Origin of the sequence: Clostridium sp. MCC344, assembly GCF_018785365.1 — a bacterium.
In the GTDB taxonomy this organism is placed as follows: Bacteria; Bacillota; Clostridia; order Lachnospirales; family Lachnospiraceae; genus Pilosibacter.
Map to the genome: position 1 here is coordinate 26,093 of NZ_WQPQ01000026.1, position 19,180 is coordinate 45,272.

Here is a 19,180-nt window from a genome sequence, read left to right on the forward strand (position 1 = left end):
GTTTTTAACTGTGTTTAGTATACTTCTTTTTATCCGTGTTTGCAACCACGTTTTCTCTGACCCTGACACCAGGAGGCATGTGCCAAGGTACATTCGGGCGTCTCGCGCGGTCGCCTGCGACAACCTTCCTCTTCGCGCGAGTACTCATCTTAGGGAGGCAGTGCCCTTTTTTAACAGGAAGTTCCATCGGTATTTCCTGTTAAAAAGAAAACTCCGGCAGGAATATCGACATTCCGCCGGAGTTTTCACATCCGTGACCATTTTCAGGTCGCCTGTTGTTTTCTTTTATGAACGATATCCGTTCGGGTTTTTGGACTGCCAGTTCCATGCATCACGGCACATATCATCGAGTGTTCTCTTTGCTTCCCAGCCGAGCTCCACTTTCGCCTTTGTCGCATCGGAATAGCAGGTCGCGATATCTCCCGCGCGGCGCGGCTTGATCACATACGGGATCTCTTTTCCGACCGCCTTTGAGAATGCGTGGATCACATCGAGAACACTGTATCCGTGACCGGTTCCGAGATTATAGATATATACCGCCGGCTTGTCCTCAAATTTCTTTAACGCCTTTACATGACCTTCCGCAAGATCCATCACATGGATATAATCGCGGACGCCCGTTCCGTCCGGAGTATCGTAGTCGTTTCCGAATACACCGACCTCTTTTAACTTTCCGATCGCAACCTGAGTGATGTACGGTGTCAGGTTGTTCGGGATTCCCTCCGGATCCTCGCCGATCAGGCCGCTCTCATGAGCTCCAACCGGGTTGAAGTAGCGGAGCAGGATCACATTCCACTCCGGATCTGCCTTCTGCATATCGGTAAGAATCTGCTCCAGCATGCTCTTCGTCTGTCCATACGGGTTTGTGCACTGTCCCTTCGGGCACTCCTCGGTGATCGGGACGAACGCCGGGTCTCCGTATACGGTAGCGGAGGAGCTGAAGATGATCTTCTTCACGCCATGCTTTCTCATCACGTCGAGAAGAATCAGCGTACCGGTGATATTGTTGTGGTAATATTCCCACGGTTTTGCCACGGACTCGCCGACTGCCTTTAATCCAGCGAAATGGATCACTGCGTCGATCTTCTCCGCGTCAAAGATCTTTTCCATCGCATCACGGTCCAGCATATCCGCCTTGTAGAATGTGATATCCTTTCCTGTGAGCTGTTTTACTCTTTTCAATGACTCTTCCGACGCATTGTAGAGATTATCAAAAACTACGACCTCATGTCCCTGCTCTAAAAGTGCCAGACATGTATGGCTTCCAATATATCCTGCGCCGCCGGTTACTAAAATTCTCATGATGAACCCTCCCCGAATATTGCCGTTCTGAGATACGGTTATTTTACTTTTTCGTTATCATTTTAACACCGCTGCAGATAAAAGGGAATATCATTTTTCTTTTATCCTATACAGATTTCTTTGTTACTCTTCACGGGTAGGAATTTTCTGAACTGAAAATTCCGTATGATACCGTTGGGGTCGCGGATTTTGCCGATTCGGAATGCGGAGCATCGGCAAAATCCTGTTATAGTGCGCGGGCATGGAGTGCCCGTGTACTGTAACATTTCTTTCCTTTACTGCAGCCACGCGTCAAACAATTTCGCCGCGATCGGAGCCGCAGTGTGTCCGCCGGAACCGCCTTCCTCGACGATCACGCAGACTGCGATCTTCGGATCATCCGCCGGAGCAAAGCCTACAAACCAGGCGTGGGTCTCTTTTGCCTTGTCGACTTCCGCAGATCCTGTCTTTCCTGCCACCTGGTAGGAATCCCGCTTCAAGGCGGATCCTGTTCCGACGTTGACAACCTGTACCATCAGATTCTTTAAGGCGTCCGCCTCGTTCGGCACCATCATTTCTCCCGCCACTGACGGGGAAAACTTCCGGATCACATCGCCGCCGGAATTCTCCACATGATCCATCAGATACGGTTTCATCAGAATCCCGCCGTTCGCGATCGCTGCAGTGATCAGGAGGTTATGCATCGGGGACATCAGTGTCTGTCCCTGTCCGATACTTGTCTGCAGGACTTCCCATGTCTCTGCGTCCGGCTGCATCTTGAAGGTGCTCCTGCTGTACGGAATGTCGAGCGGCAAACTCCGGTTAAACAGCAGCTGCTCCGCAAGATTCCGGTAGCTTGTCAGATCAAGCTCTGTGCCGAGGTTCGCGAACGCTCCGTTGCAGGAGTTTGCAAACGCCTGCGTAAAGTCCTGGGACCCATGAGCCGTCTTGTGGTAGCACTGGATCTTATTATTCTCAAACGAAAAGATCCCGCTGCAGTCAAAGTGATAGTCATTGTATGTGCCCGGGTGCTCTCTCATATACTCCAGGGCCGTGACGATCTTGAAGGTGGAGCCCGGCGGGTAAAGTCCCTGGGTCACACGGTTCAACATTTTTGCCTCCGTGCTGTCCCCGTTTACAAGGTCCTGCCAGTTTGCCGCCACCGTGTTCGGATCGAACGACGGTTTTGACACCATGCAGAGGATCTTTCCGGTATCCGGCTCGATGGCAATGACCGCTCCCCGGTTCTTTCCGAGTGCGTCCGAGGCGATCTGCTGCAGATTCACATTTAAGGTTGTCACCACATTGTCACCGACGCTCTTTCTCCCCATGATTTCATCCGCCGTCTGCTCGATCAGGTTTGTATGGGACCGCAGGAGGTCAAAGTTTGCCAGCGACTCGATTCCGGTCTTTCCCACCGTCGAATACCCCACCACATGGGCAAACAGACTGCCGTATGGGTACTCACGGGTCTCTGTCTCGTCAGAACCGGTCGCTGTCACGGTCCTCGCAAGCACGGTCCCGTCATCGGCAAGGATCTTTCCGCGGGTGACCCGGTCCTCGAAGATCGTCGCTCTGGCATTGTAAGGATTGTCGATCACCGTATCGCTCTTCACAACGAGAAAGTATCCCAGATAGATCCCCATCGCCAGAAATAAAAATACTGCTGCATACACAAACCAGAGGATATTCCGGTTTGCTTTCGGATTCGGTTTACTCTTCTTCACTTGAATGTTCCTCCTCCTCTTCTTCTCCGCGTTTTAAGACGTAGAGTCCCTGAATGACCTGGAATATGATAAATGTGGAGACGATGGAACTTCCGCCGTAGCTCACAAGCGGCAACGTCACACCCGTCGACGGGATAAACTTTGTCACACCGCCGATCGTCAGGAACACCTGTGTGATATAGACGCTTCCAAGCCCGAATGCAATCAGTTTGTAGAACATCGCCTGCATCTTCATCGCGATCATCATGAACTGCATATAGCAGCCAAGGCACAAAAACAGAACACAGAGCGCATAGAGCGCTCCCATCTCCTCGGAGATCGCTGCAAAGACAAAATCCTTGTCCACCACCGGGATCTTCTCCGGCATTCCGCGGTATAATCCCATTCCGAACCAGCCGCCTGTTCCGATCGCGAACAGCGCCTGGGCAACCTGGTAGCCCTTGTTCGCGATATCAGACCACGGATCCGCCCAGGCCTCCACACGTCTTCTCACATGCGGGAAAAGGTAGTAAGCCGCGACCGCTGCAACGGATCCGCCTGCGATGCCTGCACCGAACCACAGATAACTGGATGTCGCGACAAAGAGCATCGTCATATAGGCCACGAAAAAGATCAGCGCACTTCCCAGGTCCTTCGAGAGCACCAGGACCAGAACATGGACCGCCGCAACAACGGTCGTCTTAATGATCGTGTCCCGGTCTGTCGACTGGTAGAACATGGCAGCCACAAAGAATACAAAGCTGATCTTTACAAACTCGGATGGCTGCACCGTAAATCCCCCGAACGTCAGGGAGAGCTGGGCTCCGTAGGAAGTATTTCCGATCACGCACACCACGGCGAGAAGCACAAGCCCCAGGATCCCGTAGACCCACGGAAACGTGACAAGCTGCCACACCCGGTCGATGATGAACGGGATGATCCATGTCACGACTGCTGCCACCGCAACGATCGCAAACTGACGCATCGCCCGGTCGGGATTCAGTCTTGTCAGGATAATAAATCCCGTTGCCAGGAGCGTGCACATATTGTTGACGAGAAGCTTGGAGCTGTTCCGGTAAAACAGGCGGGTCAGATAGATATACAGCAGGAAAAACAGCACCTGCACCCCATAAAAGGCCAGCATCGTCACAGATCCCGTATTCAGCCAGATCAGGACATTCGCCAGAAAGTGAAGCATAAACAGGCACACGAGCTGACGCCCGCAGACGCGGTCTTTTCCCTCCTCATCCCGCACGGAAAAGAAACGGAAATTGTAATAGGTATCCAGGGCAATGAGAAGGATCATCAGGTATCTCGATATTTGTATGATCAGATTCGTCAAAAATTATCACCTACTCTACTCCGCGCTTAAAATGTCCGCGCGTAAACTGATTTTTCAAAACAGACGGTTCTGCTGCCTTTTCTCCCAGAGCGTACTCCTCGAAAAACGCGTCCAGGATCTCGCCCGCAGCCGCCGGTTCCTCTACCGTAAAGTTCAGGCGGAGCGCCTTCGGTCCGAGTCCTTCCACCGAAGCCGAAAGTCCAAGAAGAGAAAGCGGAGCCGAGTTGTAGATCGTGTTATAACAAAAACGGCACTGATTCACCACCGGGAAACGCATCTCTTTGCGGTCCTTCAGCCACATGATCTCCGGTTTTCCGGAACATCCGAGCGTCGTCTTCCTGATACACTGTGCGGAGATCATCATCGGCAGATAGCCGTATACGATCATCTCTCCGTGGATCCCGGAATCCCGGATCTCCCGCTCATTCAACTCCACAGGAACGGTCAGACGGTCTGCCCCGTACTGCTCCATCGCCTCCCCGGCCAGGTGGTTCCAGGAATACATTCCCTGGTCAAAAAAGAGCGGCAGCCCAATCCCAGCTTCCTTAAGGAATCCCGGTTCTTCCATTGATCCGATCCCGAGAGCGTCAAAACCGGCGTTCTTTAAAAGATCCATCTGCTTTCTAAAATACTGCTCCGCCTCTTTCCGGAAGATTCTCGGCATCATCAGATAACATCTCACTCCGGCCTCATGGCAGCGGTCCGCAAGTTTTTTCCACTCCTGGGCATCAAAGCTCTCCGACGCCAGATAGATCCCGTATTCTCCCGCGGATAATTTCCGGTACATCTTGAACTTCCCGAGAACTGTCTCGAACTGTGCCTTTGTCTGGACAAACGCAGTAAATTCCGGGATCTTTTCCGACGGTTTCCTTACAGGAAGCGTCTCCTCTTCCTTTGTCGGAGGAACTGAGCTGTTTCTCCGATATCCGGAAAGGATCTCTTCCTTAAGTTTTTCCAGGACATCCCGACGCATCTTATTTAACGCCTGTACCGGCATGAACACATTTCCCTCGCACTCCACGGAGAGATCTGTGAAGGTGAACATGGAATCTCCCGTCTTTGAGAGCTGTTTCCGGATGCGCTCCGCGTCCATCGGGGCATTCTTTGCTTCCTCAGCAGGCTGGGATTCCTCCCAGGCCGTATTTCCGGCCTCATCTGACACAGAAAAATATCCCGCGTTTCCAACCGCGATATACGCATTTCCCGTCACCGGGATCTTCTTCTCCGTATTTACATAGGTGCGGTCCAGATAGTCGAAAAGCTCCTGGTTCACGTCGCGGTATTCCGGTTTTTCTTTCAGGACTACCATATCCCGGCCATTGTGGGCTCTGTAATAGCCCTGTGACTGCCCGCCGCGGTCAAAAAGGGCGAGCAGGGCGTCACGGTCCGCCTGGTCTACATGGTACCCGGCGCGGCCCTCTTTTAAATAGAGGTCCACATATTTCCGGTAAATGCTCACGACACCGGCCGTATAGCGCGGGCTCTTCATCCGTCCCTCGATCTTTAAGGAACAGACTCCTGCTTCCAGGATATCCGGGATCAGATCCAGGGTGCAGAGGTCCTTTAAGCTTAAAAGATACTTCTCGTTCTTTTTATTGACATATTTTCCATTCTGCTCCGCGTCAAAAGGCAGACGGCAGGTCTGGGCACAACGCCCTCTGTTTCCGCTGCGCCCGCCGATCAGACTTGAAAACAGGCACTGGCCGGAATAGCAGTAGCAGAGCGCCCCGTGGACGAACGTCTCCACCTCAAGCCCTGTATCATCATAAATCTCGCGGATCTCCTTCAGTGAAAGCTCTCTCGCCGGGACCACGCGGACAGCGCCTAACGACTTTAAGTCCCTCGCGCTGTACTTTCCCGTCACGGTCATCTGGGTACTGATATGCACCGGCAGATCCGGAAAGTGTTTCCGGATATAGGTGAGTGCGCCCATGTCCTGGACCAGGACAGCGTCCAGCCCCGCCTCGTAATATGGTTTCAGATAGGAATACAGATCCCACATTTCTTTTTCTTTGACGAGAGTATTGACTGTCATATAGATCCTGCATCCGTGAATGTGCATAAAATCGATCGCCTTTACCATCGTCTCCTCATCCAGGTTGTTCGCATAAGCGCGCGCGCCAAACCGGCTTCCGCCGATGTAGACTGCGTCCGCTCCCGCGTTCACCGCTGCCACCATACTCTCGTAGGAGCCGGCCGGTGCGAGGATCTCAACCGTTCTGTTCTTCATCTTGTCTCCTTCTTTACATCAGGATCTGCAGCTGGCTGGATCCAGCAGCTGCAGATCCGCATATATTTACAGTCACATTCCCGGGGACAACCCGTATTTTCCCCGGCTAGTCCTCTTTCTGGGCAGCCTCCTGCTTCATCTGAAGGCTGATCAGCTCATGTTTCAGGCTGTAGATCTCTTTCTCCATCTCATCCTTCTGGGCGCGCAGCATCATCGCTTCCTGAAGCGTCTTAAAATAATCATCCGCAAGATTTAAGTAGATCATGACTTCCTGGTAATCTTTGTTCTGTCTTGTAAAACCCGGCTGCGCCTTTAATACGGCAACTTTTTCATTGATATAGGCAGCCACTTTCTGCAGATATTCCGGGTCTTCCGCTCCGCCCAGTGTATAGACGTTTCCATTGATCAGTACTTCTGTATAATTCTTCTCTTCCATTCCAATATTCCTCACTTTTTCTCCCCGCATGACCGTTCTTCTGCCTTCCAGTCAGCGAAAAGATCTATCTTAACTGGTAACTGTTTCATATTCTCACAGCTGTCATATTTTTTCATTCTTTTGCCGTCTCAAGTCCGAAATGTCTGTAGGCGAGATCCGTCGCCATTCTTCCTCTCGGAGTGCGCATGATGAGCCCGTTCATCAGAAGATACGGCTCATATACGTCTTCTAACGTCCCGGAATCCTCCCCGATCGACGCTGCTAACGTCTCCAGTCCCACCGGACCGCCGGAGAATTTCTGGATCAGCGTGAGGAGCAGGGTCCTGTCATTATTGTCGAGACCGAGTTTATCGACATCCAGGATATCGAGGGCAAAGTCCGCCACATCTCTTGTGATCGCGCCGTCATATTTTACCTGGGCAAAGTCGCGCACTCTCTTTAAGAGGCGGTTTGCCAGTCTCGGAGTTCCTCTGGATCTTCTGGCGATCTCAAACGCGCCCTCCTCATCGATCTCAACGCCGAGAACCTTCGCGGAGCGCTTTACGATCACACAGAGTTCCTCCGGCGTATAAAATTCCAGCCGCTGGATCACGCCGAAACGGTCACGGAGCGGGGCTGTCAAAAGTCCTGCCCTCGTCGTTGCGCCCACCAGCGTAAATTTCGGAAGATCCAGCCGGATCGAGCGGGCCGAGGAATCTTTTCCCAGCATGATATCGATGGCAAAATCCTCCATCGCGGGATATAATACTTCCTCCACCTGGCGGTTCAATCTGTGGATCTCATCCACGAACAGAACATCGCCTTCCTGGAGATTATTTAAGATCGCGGCCATCTCCCCCGGTTTCTCGATCGCGGGACCGGAGGTCACTTTCAGATTCACGCCCATCTCGTTCGCGATGATCCCGCAGAGCGTCGTCTTTCCGAGTCCCGGAGGACCGTAGAAAAGCACATGATCGAGCGCCTCCCCGCGGCTCTTCGCCGCATCGATGAAGATCTTCAATGTAGATTTGATCTTCTCCTGACCGATATAATCTTTTAAATATTGCGGGCGCAGAGTCCCATCTATTTTCTTATCTTCTTCCGTCTCTTCGGTCGTAATGATTTTCCGGCTCATAATATTTCCTATCCTGTCTTAGTTTCTGCTCCTCTGATACCGAATTGCCTCATACGCTGCGGTATCATAAAAACGCAAGATGTTTCAGCGCACCCTTTAACACATCCTCGGAAGTCATCGTTTCCGTGATCGTCACTTTCTTCACGGCCGTCTGTGCCTCGGATGCGGAATATCCGAGCGCCGTGAGTGCCTCCACTGCCTCTTTTCCAGCTTCCGCCATTCCGGAGAATTCCATCTTTCCTGTCTCTTCCGGTTCCACCCCGGCAAACAGGACGTCCTCCGCTTTTACCTTGTCCTTGAGGTCAAGAATGATCCTCTGGGCCGTCTTTGCTCCGACACCGGGTGCCTTTGAGATCGCCTTCGCATCGCCGGAGAGCACCGCCATCCGCAGGACATCCGGCTTCAGGGCGGATAAGATCCCGAGCGCACTCTTCGGTCCCACTCCGTTCACTCCGATCAGCTGGCGGAACATCTCAAGATCCTGTTTCGAGAGAAATCCATAGAGGCTCATTCCGTCCTCGCGCACAGAAAAATAGGTATAGATCTTTACTTCCTCCCCAAGTCCCGGCAGTTCCCCGAGAACCGACGACGGAATAAAGATCCGGTAGCCGATATTCCCCGCCTCGACAACGACGGAATCTTCCCTCTTTTCCTCCAGAGGACCACGTATATATGAAATCACTGGATGAACCTCCTTAATCATAATGCATGTCGTAATCATACCATAGCCGCCATTTAAGTGCAAGCAAAACCGCCGGCAGAATCGAACATATTTTCGATTTTATTTTATCGATGCTTCATTGACTTTCCAAAAGCCCACAGGTATAATCAGAAAACGCAGACACCGAACATAAACACTACAGGAAAAACGTATGATTACAATAGAAAAAACATTTCCCGGCACCATCGCCTACCCGTTAGAGCGCCTCGGCGACCCGGAAAAACTCGTCTTTTTTGACATCGAGACCACGGGATTCTCCGCTGGCTACAACACGGTGTATCTCATCGGCTGTATCTGGCCGGAAGGAGATCAGCTCCGCTTTATCCAGTGGTTTGCCGACACAAAAACTGCCGAGACCGATGTCCTCAATGCATTTTTTGAATTTTTAAAGAATTTCCGCACCCTCGTCCATTTCAACGGGGACATGTTCGATATCCCCTTTGTCACAAAGCGCGCTGGCACATTAAAGCTCACTCCCACGTTTGACTGCGTGGAAAGCATCGATATCTTCCGCCGGATCAAACCATTCAAAAAACTCCTCGGTCTGCCTGACATGAAGCAGAAGACCATCGAGCGGTTTTTAAAGATCAGCCGCGAGGATCTCTATAACGGCGGCGAGCTGATCGAAGTCTATCTGGACTATCTGAAGACCCGGGATGAGGAAGAAAAGCGCCTTCTTCTCCTCCACAACGAGGATGACTTAAAAGGAATGCCGTCACTTCTCCCAGTCCTCTTCTATCCGGACTTTTTCGCTCAGGATTTCACATTGAGCTCTGTGAGGGAAGCTTCCGGTGAGACGGACCGGCTTCTCCTCTCCCTGGCCGGAGATCCGGAAACGATCCTTCCGGCCCCGGTGAGTGCCTCTGTCCCCGCCTACGCTTTTCGGGCAGACAAAGACCGGATGGAGCTTTCCATCCGGGTCTACAAAGGCACATTGAAATATTACTATCCGAACTATAAAGACTACTACTATCTGATCTACGAGGACACTGCGATCCATAAGAGCGTCGGCGAGTTTGTTGACAAGGACGCCCGGATCAAGGCAACGAAGGAGACCTGCTATACGAAAAAAGACAGCGTCTTTCTCCCTCAGCCTGCGGATATCTGGGAACCGGAATTTAAAACTTCCTGCAAAGATAAAACAGGATTTTTTGAAGTCCGGGAAGACTGTTTTTCCGATGCCGAAAAACTGAATCACTACATCCATGAGATCTTTTCATTTCTGAAATGACCGCACATGAACACAGATCCCGCCCACGATCGTCATTTTCCGGGAACCGGCATGACAATGATGACAGCAGCCGACTGTGAGATCCTTCTCTCTTCCCGCTGCTGTCGTTTTGCCTGCACATCTGTTCCTCTAATAATCCCCGTCTCTCAGAAGTTTTCTGATATATGCGAACGTTTTTCTCTCGCCCTTTTCCTTTAACATCAGAAGGATCTTATCGAGACATGCCTTCGTCTCCGGATGCATGACGATAAATTCCTTGTTTCTGGAGAAATAGGTATACGGCGCCGCGTCCGTGTAATTCTTTCCCTGATAGATCTTAGATGCGGCGATCCGGTCCATGACCATCTCTGCCAGATAATTCACCGGCATCTTCGCTCCGACGATCTTCCAGTTGTTTTCCGCTGTGGACACGTCAGTCCAGTACTCAAAATGATGCTTGTTTCTTCCTTTATGATGAAGCCATGCGGAGGAATATCCTTTCTCTTCCTTCTCCGCAGCATTCGGGCTTCTCGTTCCCTGATAATACTTTACACCTGTCCGAAATTCCTCCCAGGAATATTTTGACAGGTCATGGAGCAGTCCCTGTTTAAACAGCCCCACCTTAAAACATCCTTCCATGACAACCAGCTTGTGGTGCGTGATCGTCAGAAAATGATGCCATGCATTGCAAAGCAGCCGTTTTTCCTCATCATTTAACTTAACAGAACTCATATCTTTATTTCCTTATCTTCCGGACCGTTCCATCTTCCGGTGTGCGATCCGGCAAAGATCCATATTTTTGCAGAGGTCTGCCCGCGGCGGATCCTCAGTTACTCTCTTGTCGCCTTTTTTAACATCTCACCCAGTTCATCCACAGAGAATTTATAATGTTTGTTGCAGAACTGGCAGTTGACCTCGATCTCTTTTCCCTCATCGATCATATCCTGGATCTCTTTTCTTCCGATGCTGATGATCGCCTTCTCCACTCTGGAGCGCTCACAGTCGCAGTGGAACTGCACCGGCATCTTCTTTAAGATCTCAAGTCCGAACTCCCCGAGAATATCTGTCAGGATCTCCTCCGGAGTCTTTCCTGCATCGAGAAGGGATGTGATGGAGGAAATTCCGGAAAGCTTTGCCTCAAGGCGGTCGATGATCTCATCGGATGCGTCCGGAAGAAGCTGGATGATAAAGCCGCCGGCCTGACGGACGGTATTGTCTTTGTTCATCAGGACTCCGAGAGCGACGGAGGACGGAACCTGCTCGGATGTTGCAAAATAGTAAGTCAGATCTTCCGCGATCTCACCCGTGATGAGCTGTGTCTGTCCCACATACGGCTCTTTTAAACCGATATCCTTGATCACACTCAGGACGCCGAGTCCCAGGGAACCGCCGACATCAAGCTTTCCCTGCGCATTCGGCGGCAGCATGACATCCGGATTGAACGCGTATCCCTTTACATCGCCCTTTCCGTCAGCAGTCACTAAAAGTCCTCCGATCGGGCCGTCTCCCTCGATCCGGAGTGTCAGGAGTTCTCCTTCCCCCTTTAAGTCGGATCCCATCATGGCAGCCGCCGTCATGAGACGTCCCAGGGCAGCCGTCGCGATCGGGCTTGTATTGTGGGCATTCTTCGCGGTTTCCACCATCTCTTTTGTCGTTGCGGCAAAGGCGCGGATCTGTCCGTCCGCAGCCGTCGCACGGATCATATAATCATTCATGCTCTATTTCCTTTCTTTTCCATGTTCTCTCGCGATCACATAAACACGCTCGCTGTCTTTTCGCGGCGGATTTTTCGTAAACGCGTCATAAACGGCAACAAATTCCATGCCTGCCTCACTGATCGCGCGTTTCACTTCCTCCAGGGAATACGCCCGCTGGTAGTGCGTCTCGTGATATTTCCGGAAAAGGTCTCCCTCTTCCCGGACGAAGATCGACAGGTCGTAGATATTGATCTTTTCCTCTTCTTCGTACTGGTTGTCCCAGATAAAGCTGGAGTCGTCCCGGTCCTCGGCGATCGTACTGTCACCCATGATCTCCCGGTATTTGTACTCGGTATTCAGATCAAAGATAAAGACTCCGCCCGGATCGAGATAGTTGTTGACCAGGCGGAACACCTCCGTCAGATCCTCTGGCTCCAGAATATAATTCATACAGTCACAGATGGAGACAACCGCCGCCACCGTGCCGTAAAGCTCAAATTCCCTCATATCCTGGCAGAGATAGAGGATATCGCTTCCGGATTTTTCCTTCTTTTCCAGGGCAAGTTCCAGCATTTCTTCGGAATTATCGACTCCGATCATATCGTAGCCGGACTTTGCCAGAAGCTCCGTGAGACTTCCAGTCCCGCAGCCGAGATCCAGGAGCAGTCCTTCTGAAACTCCCTGCTCTTTTAAAAGTCCTGTGAGATACTCACACCACTCTTCATATGGAATATTGTCCATGAACGTATCATAGACAGCGGCAAATCCTGTATATGCCTGCATTGTTTTTTCTCCTTATCAATCCGCGGTCACAACTGTATCACACAGAATTTTCCGTTCAGAAAATTCCTGCCCGTGTACAGTAATGAAAAAGCCACTACCCGCAATAGGTAATGGCTTACGTTTCATCTTATGCGTTGCGGCCGCAGCACTTTTTGTACTTCTTTCCGCTTCCGCACGGACACGGATCGTTCGGGTAGATCTTGTGGCCCTGGCGGCGTACGGTTCCGGAAGCTTTCTGCTTCTTGTAGAGCTCGGTTCTTGTCTCAGCGGAGAGGATCTCTGTCCACTGCGGAAGCTCATAGAGCCAGGAAGCCTTTGCCTCTACCATATTGTAGTAAAGCTTCTCCGGATCGATCTCGATCTTAACAACAGTATCCTCTGTCATTGTGTCGATCGGGTTCTCATATCCCTTTAAGCTCTCGTTGATTCCATCGAGGAAACCGGTCATAATGAGAACTTCTGTGCCATACTTCTCAGCAAGCTCTTTTACAGTTCCCTCAACAACCTCTGTCGGGTTGGAGAGGATCTTCTCGTAGATGCCTTTCTCGATCGTAAAATAGTTTGTCCAGAGTTCTTCTTTCTTTTTATCATCGAGACCGTCGCCGTAAGCGAGGTTTCTCCATGTTTCAAGTAATGTTGCCATATCAGTTCCATCCTTTTCGTATACTGTTTCTATTCTTTTCCGCACCGCCAAGCTCCAAAAGGGCAGACTGGTACAGGAAACGTCTAGAGCGTATTATAACATAGGATATTTTTTCTGTAAACAGGAAAATTGGCAAAAGGTTATTCCAAATAGTCTAATGCAAACTGCGCATAGATCCCTGTGCCGTGGAACAGAACGTCCTCATCCACATCGAATGCCGGATGATGATGCGGTGCTGTGACGCCTTTTTCCTCATTTCTGCAGCCGAGATAGCCGAACACGCCCGGGACATGTTCCGTGTAGACGCTGAAGTCCTCGGCCCCTGTCATCTTCTTTAACGGGATGAGTGCTTCCTCGCCCATCTCCTCCGCAGCCGCGCGTCTCGCTGTCTTCACGAGCTCCTCATTGTCATTGATCAGCGGGCTCGGTCCGAAATAGTAGTCAAACTCCGCTGTACATCCATATCCTTCGACCGTCGGCTCCACGACCTTTTTGATCAGCTCCGGCATTCCGTTCCGGAATTCCCGGTTGAAGGCTCTCACCGTTCCGACAAGCTCCGCCTCATCCGCAATGATGTTCTCCTTTGTTCCCCCGTGGAACATTCCGACGGAGACGACGAGTGCATTGAACGGGTCATTGATCCTGCTCGGGATCGTCTGGAGGACCTGGATCGCCGCAGCCGCCGCCAGGATCGCGTCTTTTCCGAGATTCGGGGCACTTCCGTGTGCTTTCTGACCATGGATCTTTATCGTAAAGCGGTCGCTGCACGCCATCCGCTCGCCGGATTCAAAGTTTACGGTTCCGGTCGGCATCGTCGCCCAGATATGCATTCCGAAGATCGCATCCACGCCTTCCAACGCCCCGCGTTTTACATATTCCTCCGATTTTCTTCCGATCTCCTCCGCCATCTGGAAGATCAGCTTCACGGTCCCGTGAATTTTATCACGGTTTGCACTTAAGATCTTCGCAGCTCCGAGCAGCATCGCCGTGTGGCAGTCATGACCGCAGGCATGCATCACGCCCGGATTTTTGCTGCAGTATGATTTTCCCGGATTTTCCTGGATCGGGAGCGCATCGATGTCCGCGCGCAGCATCACGGTCTTTCCCGGCATCGTCCCCTCGATCGTTCCGACGCAGCCGGTGATCCCGTCGAATTCCTGTACCGGGATCCCCATCTTTGTAAGCTCCGCTTTGATGAACTTTGTCGTCTCAACTTCCTGCGTGCTGAGTTCCGGATGTTCATGGAGATGGCGGCGGCACGCGATCACATATGCTTCCTGTTCTTTTGCAAGTTCCTGTACTCTCATCGCTCTTCTCCTCCCTTTTTCTCCAGATAATCTGCGGCAAACTGCGCGTAGAACGCAGCTCCCTTTTTCAGGATCTTCTCGTTGACTCTGAATTTTCCGTTGTGGAGCGGATAGATGTCCTTGTCGTTCTCATCATAGCAGCCTAAAAATGCGAACATGGAAGACGGGATATGATCCATCACATAGGAGAAGTCCTCACTTCCGCTTGCCTTCTTCGCCTCAGCCCATGCACCCGGTCCGTAGAGCTTTTCCGCAGCCTCCCTGGCGATCTTCGTAAGCTCCGGATCCCCGTTTACAACCGACGGCTCCAGATAGGAATATTCGAGCTCCGCCGTGCATCCTTCCGCAGCTGCGATATCCGTCACGATCCTTCTCATGGTCTCCTCGACCATCGCCCGTGTCTCCTTCGCGTAACAGCGGACAGTTCCTTCCATGACAGCGGTGTCCGTGATGATGTTGAACTGGGTTCCCGCGGAGACCTTTCCGACCGAAACGACCAGCGAATTCAACGGATCATTCACACGGCTCACAATGTGCTGGAGTCCGAGCAGGATCGAGCTCGCCGCGACGATCGCGTCCTTTCCGAGATGCGGCATGGAGCCGTGGGTCGAAATGCCGTGGACCGTGATCTTAAAGTTGTCACAGCTTGCCATCAGCTCTCCATCTTTGATAAGGACCTGTCCGGCAGGGCCTGTCGGCCACACATGCATTCCCATCGCCGCGTCGATCCCTTCCAGATATCCGTGATCCACATAGTAATGGCTTCCGATAAACGCCTCTTCCGCCGCCTGAAACAGGAGTTTTACAGTTCCCTTTAATTCCTTTTCCTGCTCCTTTAAGAGTCTCGCCGCCCCTAAAAGTATCGACGCGTGGCAGTCATGGCCACAGGCATGCATCACGCCCGGAGTCCTGCTCGCGAAATCGACTCCGCTCTCCTCCATGATCGGGAGTGCATCGATGTCCGCGCGGAGCAGGATCGTTGGTCCGTCTCCTTTTTCTCCTTTTATGGTCGCGATGCAGCCCGTATAATCCGGGAATGTCTGCACCGGGATCCCCATTTTTTCAAGTTCTGAGACGAGATATGCCGTTGTCTCTTTCTCCTCGAAAGAAAGCTCGGCATGTTCATGGAGGAAGTGGCGGTCTTTTATGATCGCACTCTCTGTTTCCTCTGCTCTTTTTGCAAAATTCATAAGTGCTCCTTTCTTAACAAGTAAAAAGAGCACTGCACGGCATAACAGCCATCTCATGCGGTGCTCTTTTTTACTATAGTTCTTTTATCTGCTCAAACATTTCCGTTTGTTTCTACAGATAGATCGCTCCTCCAGGTCCAAGCGGAAGGTTTAAGAGAACCCAGATCACAACCTGAAGGATCCATGCAATCGCGAATGTTACCGAGAACGGAAGCATGTTCGCGATGACAGTTCCGAGACCAACCTTCTCGTCATACTTGTGAGCAAAGCCCAGAATGACCGGAAGGTATGTAAATAACGGAGACAGCGGGTTTGTGATGGAATCGCCGATTCGATAAACGACCTGTGTGATCGCCGGATCGAAGCCCATCAACATCATCATCGGAATAAATACCGGTGCAAGGATCGCCCATTTTGCAGAAGCAGATCCAATAAAGATGTTGACGATACAGGAAAGGAAGATCAGGCCAAGAAGCAGCGGGATTCCTGTAAATCCGATCGTGCTTAAAAGGTTTGCTCCCTTGATCGCAAGGACAGTTCCGAGTTTTGATACGGAGAAGAAGTTTGTAAAGATGGCGATGAAGAAGCACATGAATACATAGTTTCCCATCTCGGCAAAGCCCTGGCTGATATCTGCCCAGACATCTTTATCATTTTTATACTTTCCGATCACAACACCGTAAACGATACCCGGGATCATGAGGAATAAAGTGACCGTAAAGACGATACCCTTTGAGAACGGGGATGCACCGCTTGTGATGGATCCGTTCTCATCTGCGAGGATCGCACGTCCGCCGAAGATCGGCAGGCACATGAAGACTACGACAGCCGCATAGATCAGAACAGAAAGACCTGCTGCTGCAATTCCCTTTTTCTGGATCGGTGTGATATTGGAATTATCTTCATCAAAATCGTATTTGGCAAGTTCTTCTTTTGAAACCGGGAAACGGTGAAGAAGAACTTTCTCAACCAGGATCGTACCCACGATCGTAAGAAGTACGCAGGAGACGATCAGGAAATACCAGTTGATCGCGATGGACTGCTGATAGTTCGGATCGATCATCTGTGCTGCCTGCTCTGTGAATCCGTATGCAAGTGCATCGGAAAGACCGAGAAGAATGTTCGCACAGAAACCGGCTGCAACCGATGCGAATGCGGTGTACATTCCGAGAAGCGGATGACGTCCGATGGACATGTACAGGATCGCTGCAAGCGGCGGCAGTACGATAAAGCCTGCATCACCGGCAATATTTAAGTTGATTCCGAGGAACATGATGACCATGGTGACGATCCATCCTTTTGCCTTGCCAAGGAAATTGACCATGACGGCAACGAGGAAACCACTCTTCTCTGCAACGGAAGAACCGATGACAGCGACAAGCACCATGCCGAGCGGTGCAAAGCCGGAGAAGTTTGTGATGACATTCGTCCAGAGATAACGAATTCCATCGAGGGACAGGAGGTTAAATACCTCGATCGTTGATCCATCCGCCGGGTTTACCGCGGAGACGCCGGCTGCACTGCAGATCGCTGAAATGATCGTGACAATGATCGCCAGTCCAAGGAACATCGTGATCGGGTCCGGAAGTTTGTTTCCGGCACGCTCAATCGCATCCAGAATACGATCAAGGCGGCTTTTCTTTGCGGAACTGTTCTCACTCATAGATGACCCCTTCTTTCCACTGCCATATTGATTAGGCAGCTCTTTATTTTTTAATATATTATAGCGGTAAAGTTTTTCATTTGCAACCTTTTGTTGAATATTTATGAAAAAAATAAATTTCCTATGAATTTTTTCTAAAAGAATCCTCGATCCGTTCTTCTTTATCCGTCGGGCTGCAGATTCAGACAGTCCGTTCTCCATTGATCATCAAGCACCCCGCTGCTTATTGGAACGCACTGTAATCTGCAGTATTATTGATAAAAAATGCATGGGATTCCGACACATCTTCTGTCTGCAATCCCATGCGTTTTCCGAGTCTCTGCTGCGGTCTGTATTTTCAGCAGAGCATTTTCATGATTCTCCTGATCTTTCCCTCAAAAAAGCAACGTCCTATCTGGCAGTGATAAACCCGTTGTCATCGATCGCAGTTTCCGGGGAGATCTTCCTCATATATGCAAGAATCCGCTCCTTCTCCGCTCCTTCCGCCTTCGTGACACGGCAGTTTTCCTGCTTTGCCGGGATAAACTGCAGGGACTCCAGTCCCTCCGTTCCAAACACCGCCTCGACGAGGCAGGTGTCGAGACTCTTTGAGTTAAAGAGGTAATTTCCGAGGCTGTACACGACCGGAACTTCCCCCACATACCCGATCGGCTGCAGCACATGCGGGTGATCCCCGATGATGAGATCCACGTCTGCTGCCGCGATCTGCGCAGCCTGTTCCGTCTGCCAGTGGTCCAGCTTGTCAGTTCCTTCGGTCCCCCAGTGAATGTACACGATCACATAGTCACTGTCCGCTCTTGCCTCCCCGATCACTTCCAGGAGTTTTGTGATATCGAGACACCGGAACACGCCCGGGGATGTCTCCGTCGCCCCTTTCGTATCCGGCGGATTCAGCCGTTCGATCTGTGTCGCGGAGATGAACGTAAATTTCTTCCCGTTTGCGATAAAAGAAACCGGTCTGACCGCTTCCTCGAGGTTTCTCCCGGCTCCGACATACGGCATTCCGATGGACTCCAGCGTATCGAGCGTGTCCGTCAGGGACACCTCCCCGTAATCATACGCGTGGTTGTTCGCGAGCGACACAAGATCTGCGCCCATGTCAAACAGCCAGGACGCATACTTCGGATCCGCCCGGAAGGTAAACTTTTTTCCGGCCGTCGGCGTCCCGCGGTTCGTGTACGGGAACTCGTTGTTTACCATAAAAATATCTGCGTCCCGCATGATGGAGAGAAGATCCGCGGAGATCCCGCCTTCGATTCCCTGTCCGCGCTTTAAAAGCGATGCCATGATCGCATAGTGGGAGTCAAACAGGATATCACCCGCAAAGACGATCCGCGTCTTTCCGGGCTCTGCTGTCTCCTTCGCATAGATCTTATTTGCCGCCATCACTTCCGGATCCTTTAAAAGATCCGCGTAAGGATCCGGCGTATCCGTCTCAGGTTCCGGCTCTGTTCCTGCTTCGCTCTCCGACCGTTCTGTCTCTTTTCCCATCTCCTCCTGCTGCAGGACCACGCGCGGTTTTTCCGCCTTTTCTTCAGAATGATCAGCTATCTCTTCCGTACTCCCGGCCTGACTTTCAATGGCTGCCGCCGTTCTCGCTGCCCCGGCTGCCTGACTTCCGCAGCCTGTAAGCAAGACACATGTCAGAATTGCCGTCAGCCAGCCAGCTGCTGTTTCTTTTCTCATAATATACTCTTACCGCAAGAAAACGCTCTTTCGGTTCCACCTTTCTTTTCTTTGGTTTCTTTCGATTTTTCTCCTTCGTTCCATCTTACCAGACTTTTCCCTCCCATGCAACGCTTTAATCCCCACAACCATCCCTGAACTGCCAACCTCTCGCAACGGCGCTGTGCAACG

General features: G+C 51.4%; 16 protein-coding genes. 1 reads left to right on the forward strand and 15 read right to left on the reverse strand.

From position 1 onward, the window contains the following. Positions 1-285 precede the first annotated feature (285 nt). From galE to ruvA, 7 genes are all read right to left on the reverse strand, one after another. Entirely contained in the window at positions 286-1,302 is a 1,017-nt protein-coding gene (gene galE, locus GPK90_RS09070; protein ID WP_118296755.1) for a UDP-glucose 4-epimerase GalE, read from the reverse strand. Between the two features lie 275 nt (positions 1,303-1,577). After that, positions 1,578-3,008 carry a penicillin-binding transpeptidase domain-containing protein gene (locus GPK90_RS09075; RefSeq protein WP_346011231.1) on the reverse strand — a complete coding sequence of 477 codons (1,431 nt, stop codon included), beginning with the start codon at positions 3,006-3,008 and terminating at the stop codon, positions 1,578-1,580. Continuing rightward, positions 2,995-4,329 carry an FtsW/RodA/SpoVE family cell cycle protein gene (locus tag GPK90_RS09080; RefSeq protein ID WP_215702804.1) on the reverse strand — a complete coding sequence of 445 codons (1,335 nt, stop codon included), beginning with the start codon at positions 4,327-4,329 and terminating at the stop codon, positions 2,995-2,997. Before GPK90_RS09080 ends, GPK90_RS09075 begins: the two co-directional genes overlap by 14 nt. Positions 4,330-4,339: 10 nt before the next feature. Next, on the reverse strand, positions 4,340-6,559 hold the full coding sequence (locus GPK90_RS09085; protein WP_118296759.1) for a U32 family peptidase: 2,220 nt from the start codon (positions 6,557-6,559) through the stop codon (positions 4,340-4,342). A 106-nt stretch (positions 6,560-6,665) separates the two neighbouring features. Beyond that, a complete protein-coding gene (locus GPK90_RS09090) occupies positions 6,666-6,995 on the reverse strand; it encodes a cell division protein ZapA (protein ID WP_118296761.1) in 330 nt (109 codons plus the stop codon). Between the two features lie 112 nt (positions 6,996-7,107). Further along, on the reverse strand, positions 7,108-8,109 hold the full coding sequence (gene ruvB / locus GPK90_RS09095) for a Holliday junction branch migration DNA helicase RuvB (protein WP_118531667.1): 1,002 nt from the start codon (positions 8,107-8,109) through the stop codon (positions 7,108-7,110). Between the two features lie 64 nt (positions 8,110-8,173). Then, a complete protein-coding gene (ruvA, locus tag GPK90_RS09100) occupies positions 8,174-8,791 on the reverse strand; it encodes a Holliday junction branch migration protein RuvA (RefSeq protein WP_118531669.1) in 618 nt (205 codons plus the stop codon). A gap of 190 nt (positions 8,792-8,981) precedes the next feature. Between ruvA and GPK90_RS09105 the strand changes: the two genes are divergently transcribed. Beyond that, complete coding sequence (locus tag GPK90_RS09105) at positions 8,982-10,061, forward strand: ribonuclease H-like domain-containing protein (protein ID WP_118531671.1); 1,080 nt, start codon at positions 8,982-8,984, stop codon at positions 10,059-10,061. 129 nt (positions 10,062-10,190) lie between these two features. Here GPK90_RS09105 and GPK90_RS09110 read toward each other — a convergent pair whose 3' ends face one another. The 8 genes from GPK90_RS09110 to GPK90_RS09145 form a co-directional block, all read right to left on the reverse strand. Beyond that, positions 10,191-10,772: a DUF5662 family protein gene (locus tag GPK90_RS09110; RefSeq protein WP_215702805.1), complete on the reverse strand. Its 582-nt coding sequence runs from the start codon at positions 10,770-10,772 to the stop codon at positions 10,191-10,193. A 98-nt stretch (positions 10,773-10,870) separates the two neighbouring features. Further along, positions 10,871-11,755, reverse strand: a complete 885-nt coding sequence (gene hslO / locus GPK90_RS09115) for an Hsp33 family molecular chaperone HslO (protein ID WP_215702806.1) — start codon at positions 11,753-11,755, stop codon at positions 10,871-10,873. A 3-nt stretch (positions 11,756-11,758) separates the two neighbouring features. Continuing rightward, the gene (locus GPK90_RS09120; RefSeq protein WP_215702807.1) at positions 11,759-12,520 is read right to left on the reverse strand and encodes a class I SAM-dependent DNA methyltransferase; all 762 of its coding nucleotides are present in this window, start codon (positions 12,518-12,520) and stop codon (positions 11,759-11,761) included. Between the two features lie 127 nt (positions 12,521-12,647). Beyond that, positions 12,648-13,163: an SEC-C metal-binding domain-containing protein gene (locus GPK90_RS09125; RefSeq protein ID WP_021904246.1), complete on the reverse strand. Its 516-nt coding sequence runs from the start codon at positions 13,161-13,163 to the stop codon at positions 12,648-12,650. Between the two features lie 140 nt (positions 13,164-13,303). Further along, entirely contained in the window at positions 13,304-14,470 is a 1,167-nt protein-coding gene (locus tag GPK90_RS09130) for an amidohydrolase (RefSeq protein WP_215702808.1), read from the reverse strand. After that, the gene (locus GPK90_RS09135) at positions 14,467-15,660 is read right to left on the reverse strand and encodes a M20 metallopeptidase family protein (RefSeq protein WP_021904244.1); all 1,194 of its coding nucleotides are present in this window, start codon (positions 15,658-15,660) and stop codon (positions 14,467-14,469) included. Before GPK90_RS09135 ends, GPK90_RS09130 begins: the two co-directional genes overlap by 4 nt. 112 nt (positions 15,661-15,772) lie before the next feature. Continuing rightward, positions 15,773-17,323, reverse strand: coding sequence for an AbgT family transporter (locus GPK90_RS09140; RefSeq protein ID WP_118531680.1), 1,551 nt, complete (start codon positions 17,321-17,323; stop codon positions 15,773-15,775). A 390-nt stretch (positions 17,324-17,713) separates the two neighbouring features. Further along, on the reverse strand, positions 17,714-19,009 hold the full coding sequence (locus GPK90_RS09145; RefSeq protein WP_118531682.1) for a CapA family protein: 1,296 nt from the start codon (positions 19,007-19,009) through the stop codon (positions 17,714-17,716). Positions 19,010-19,180 lie beyond the last annotated feature (171 nt).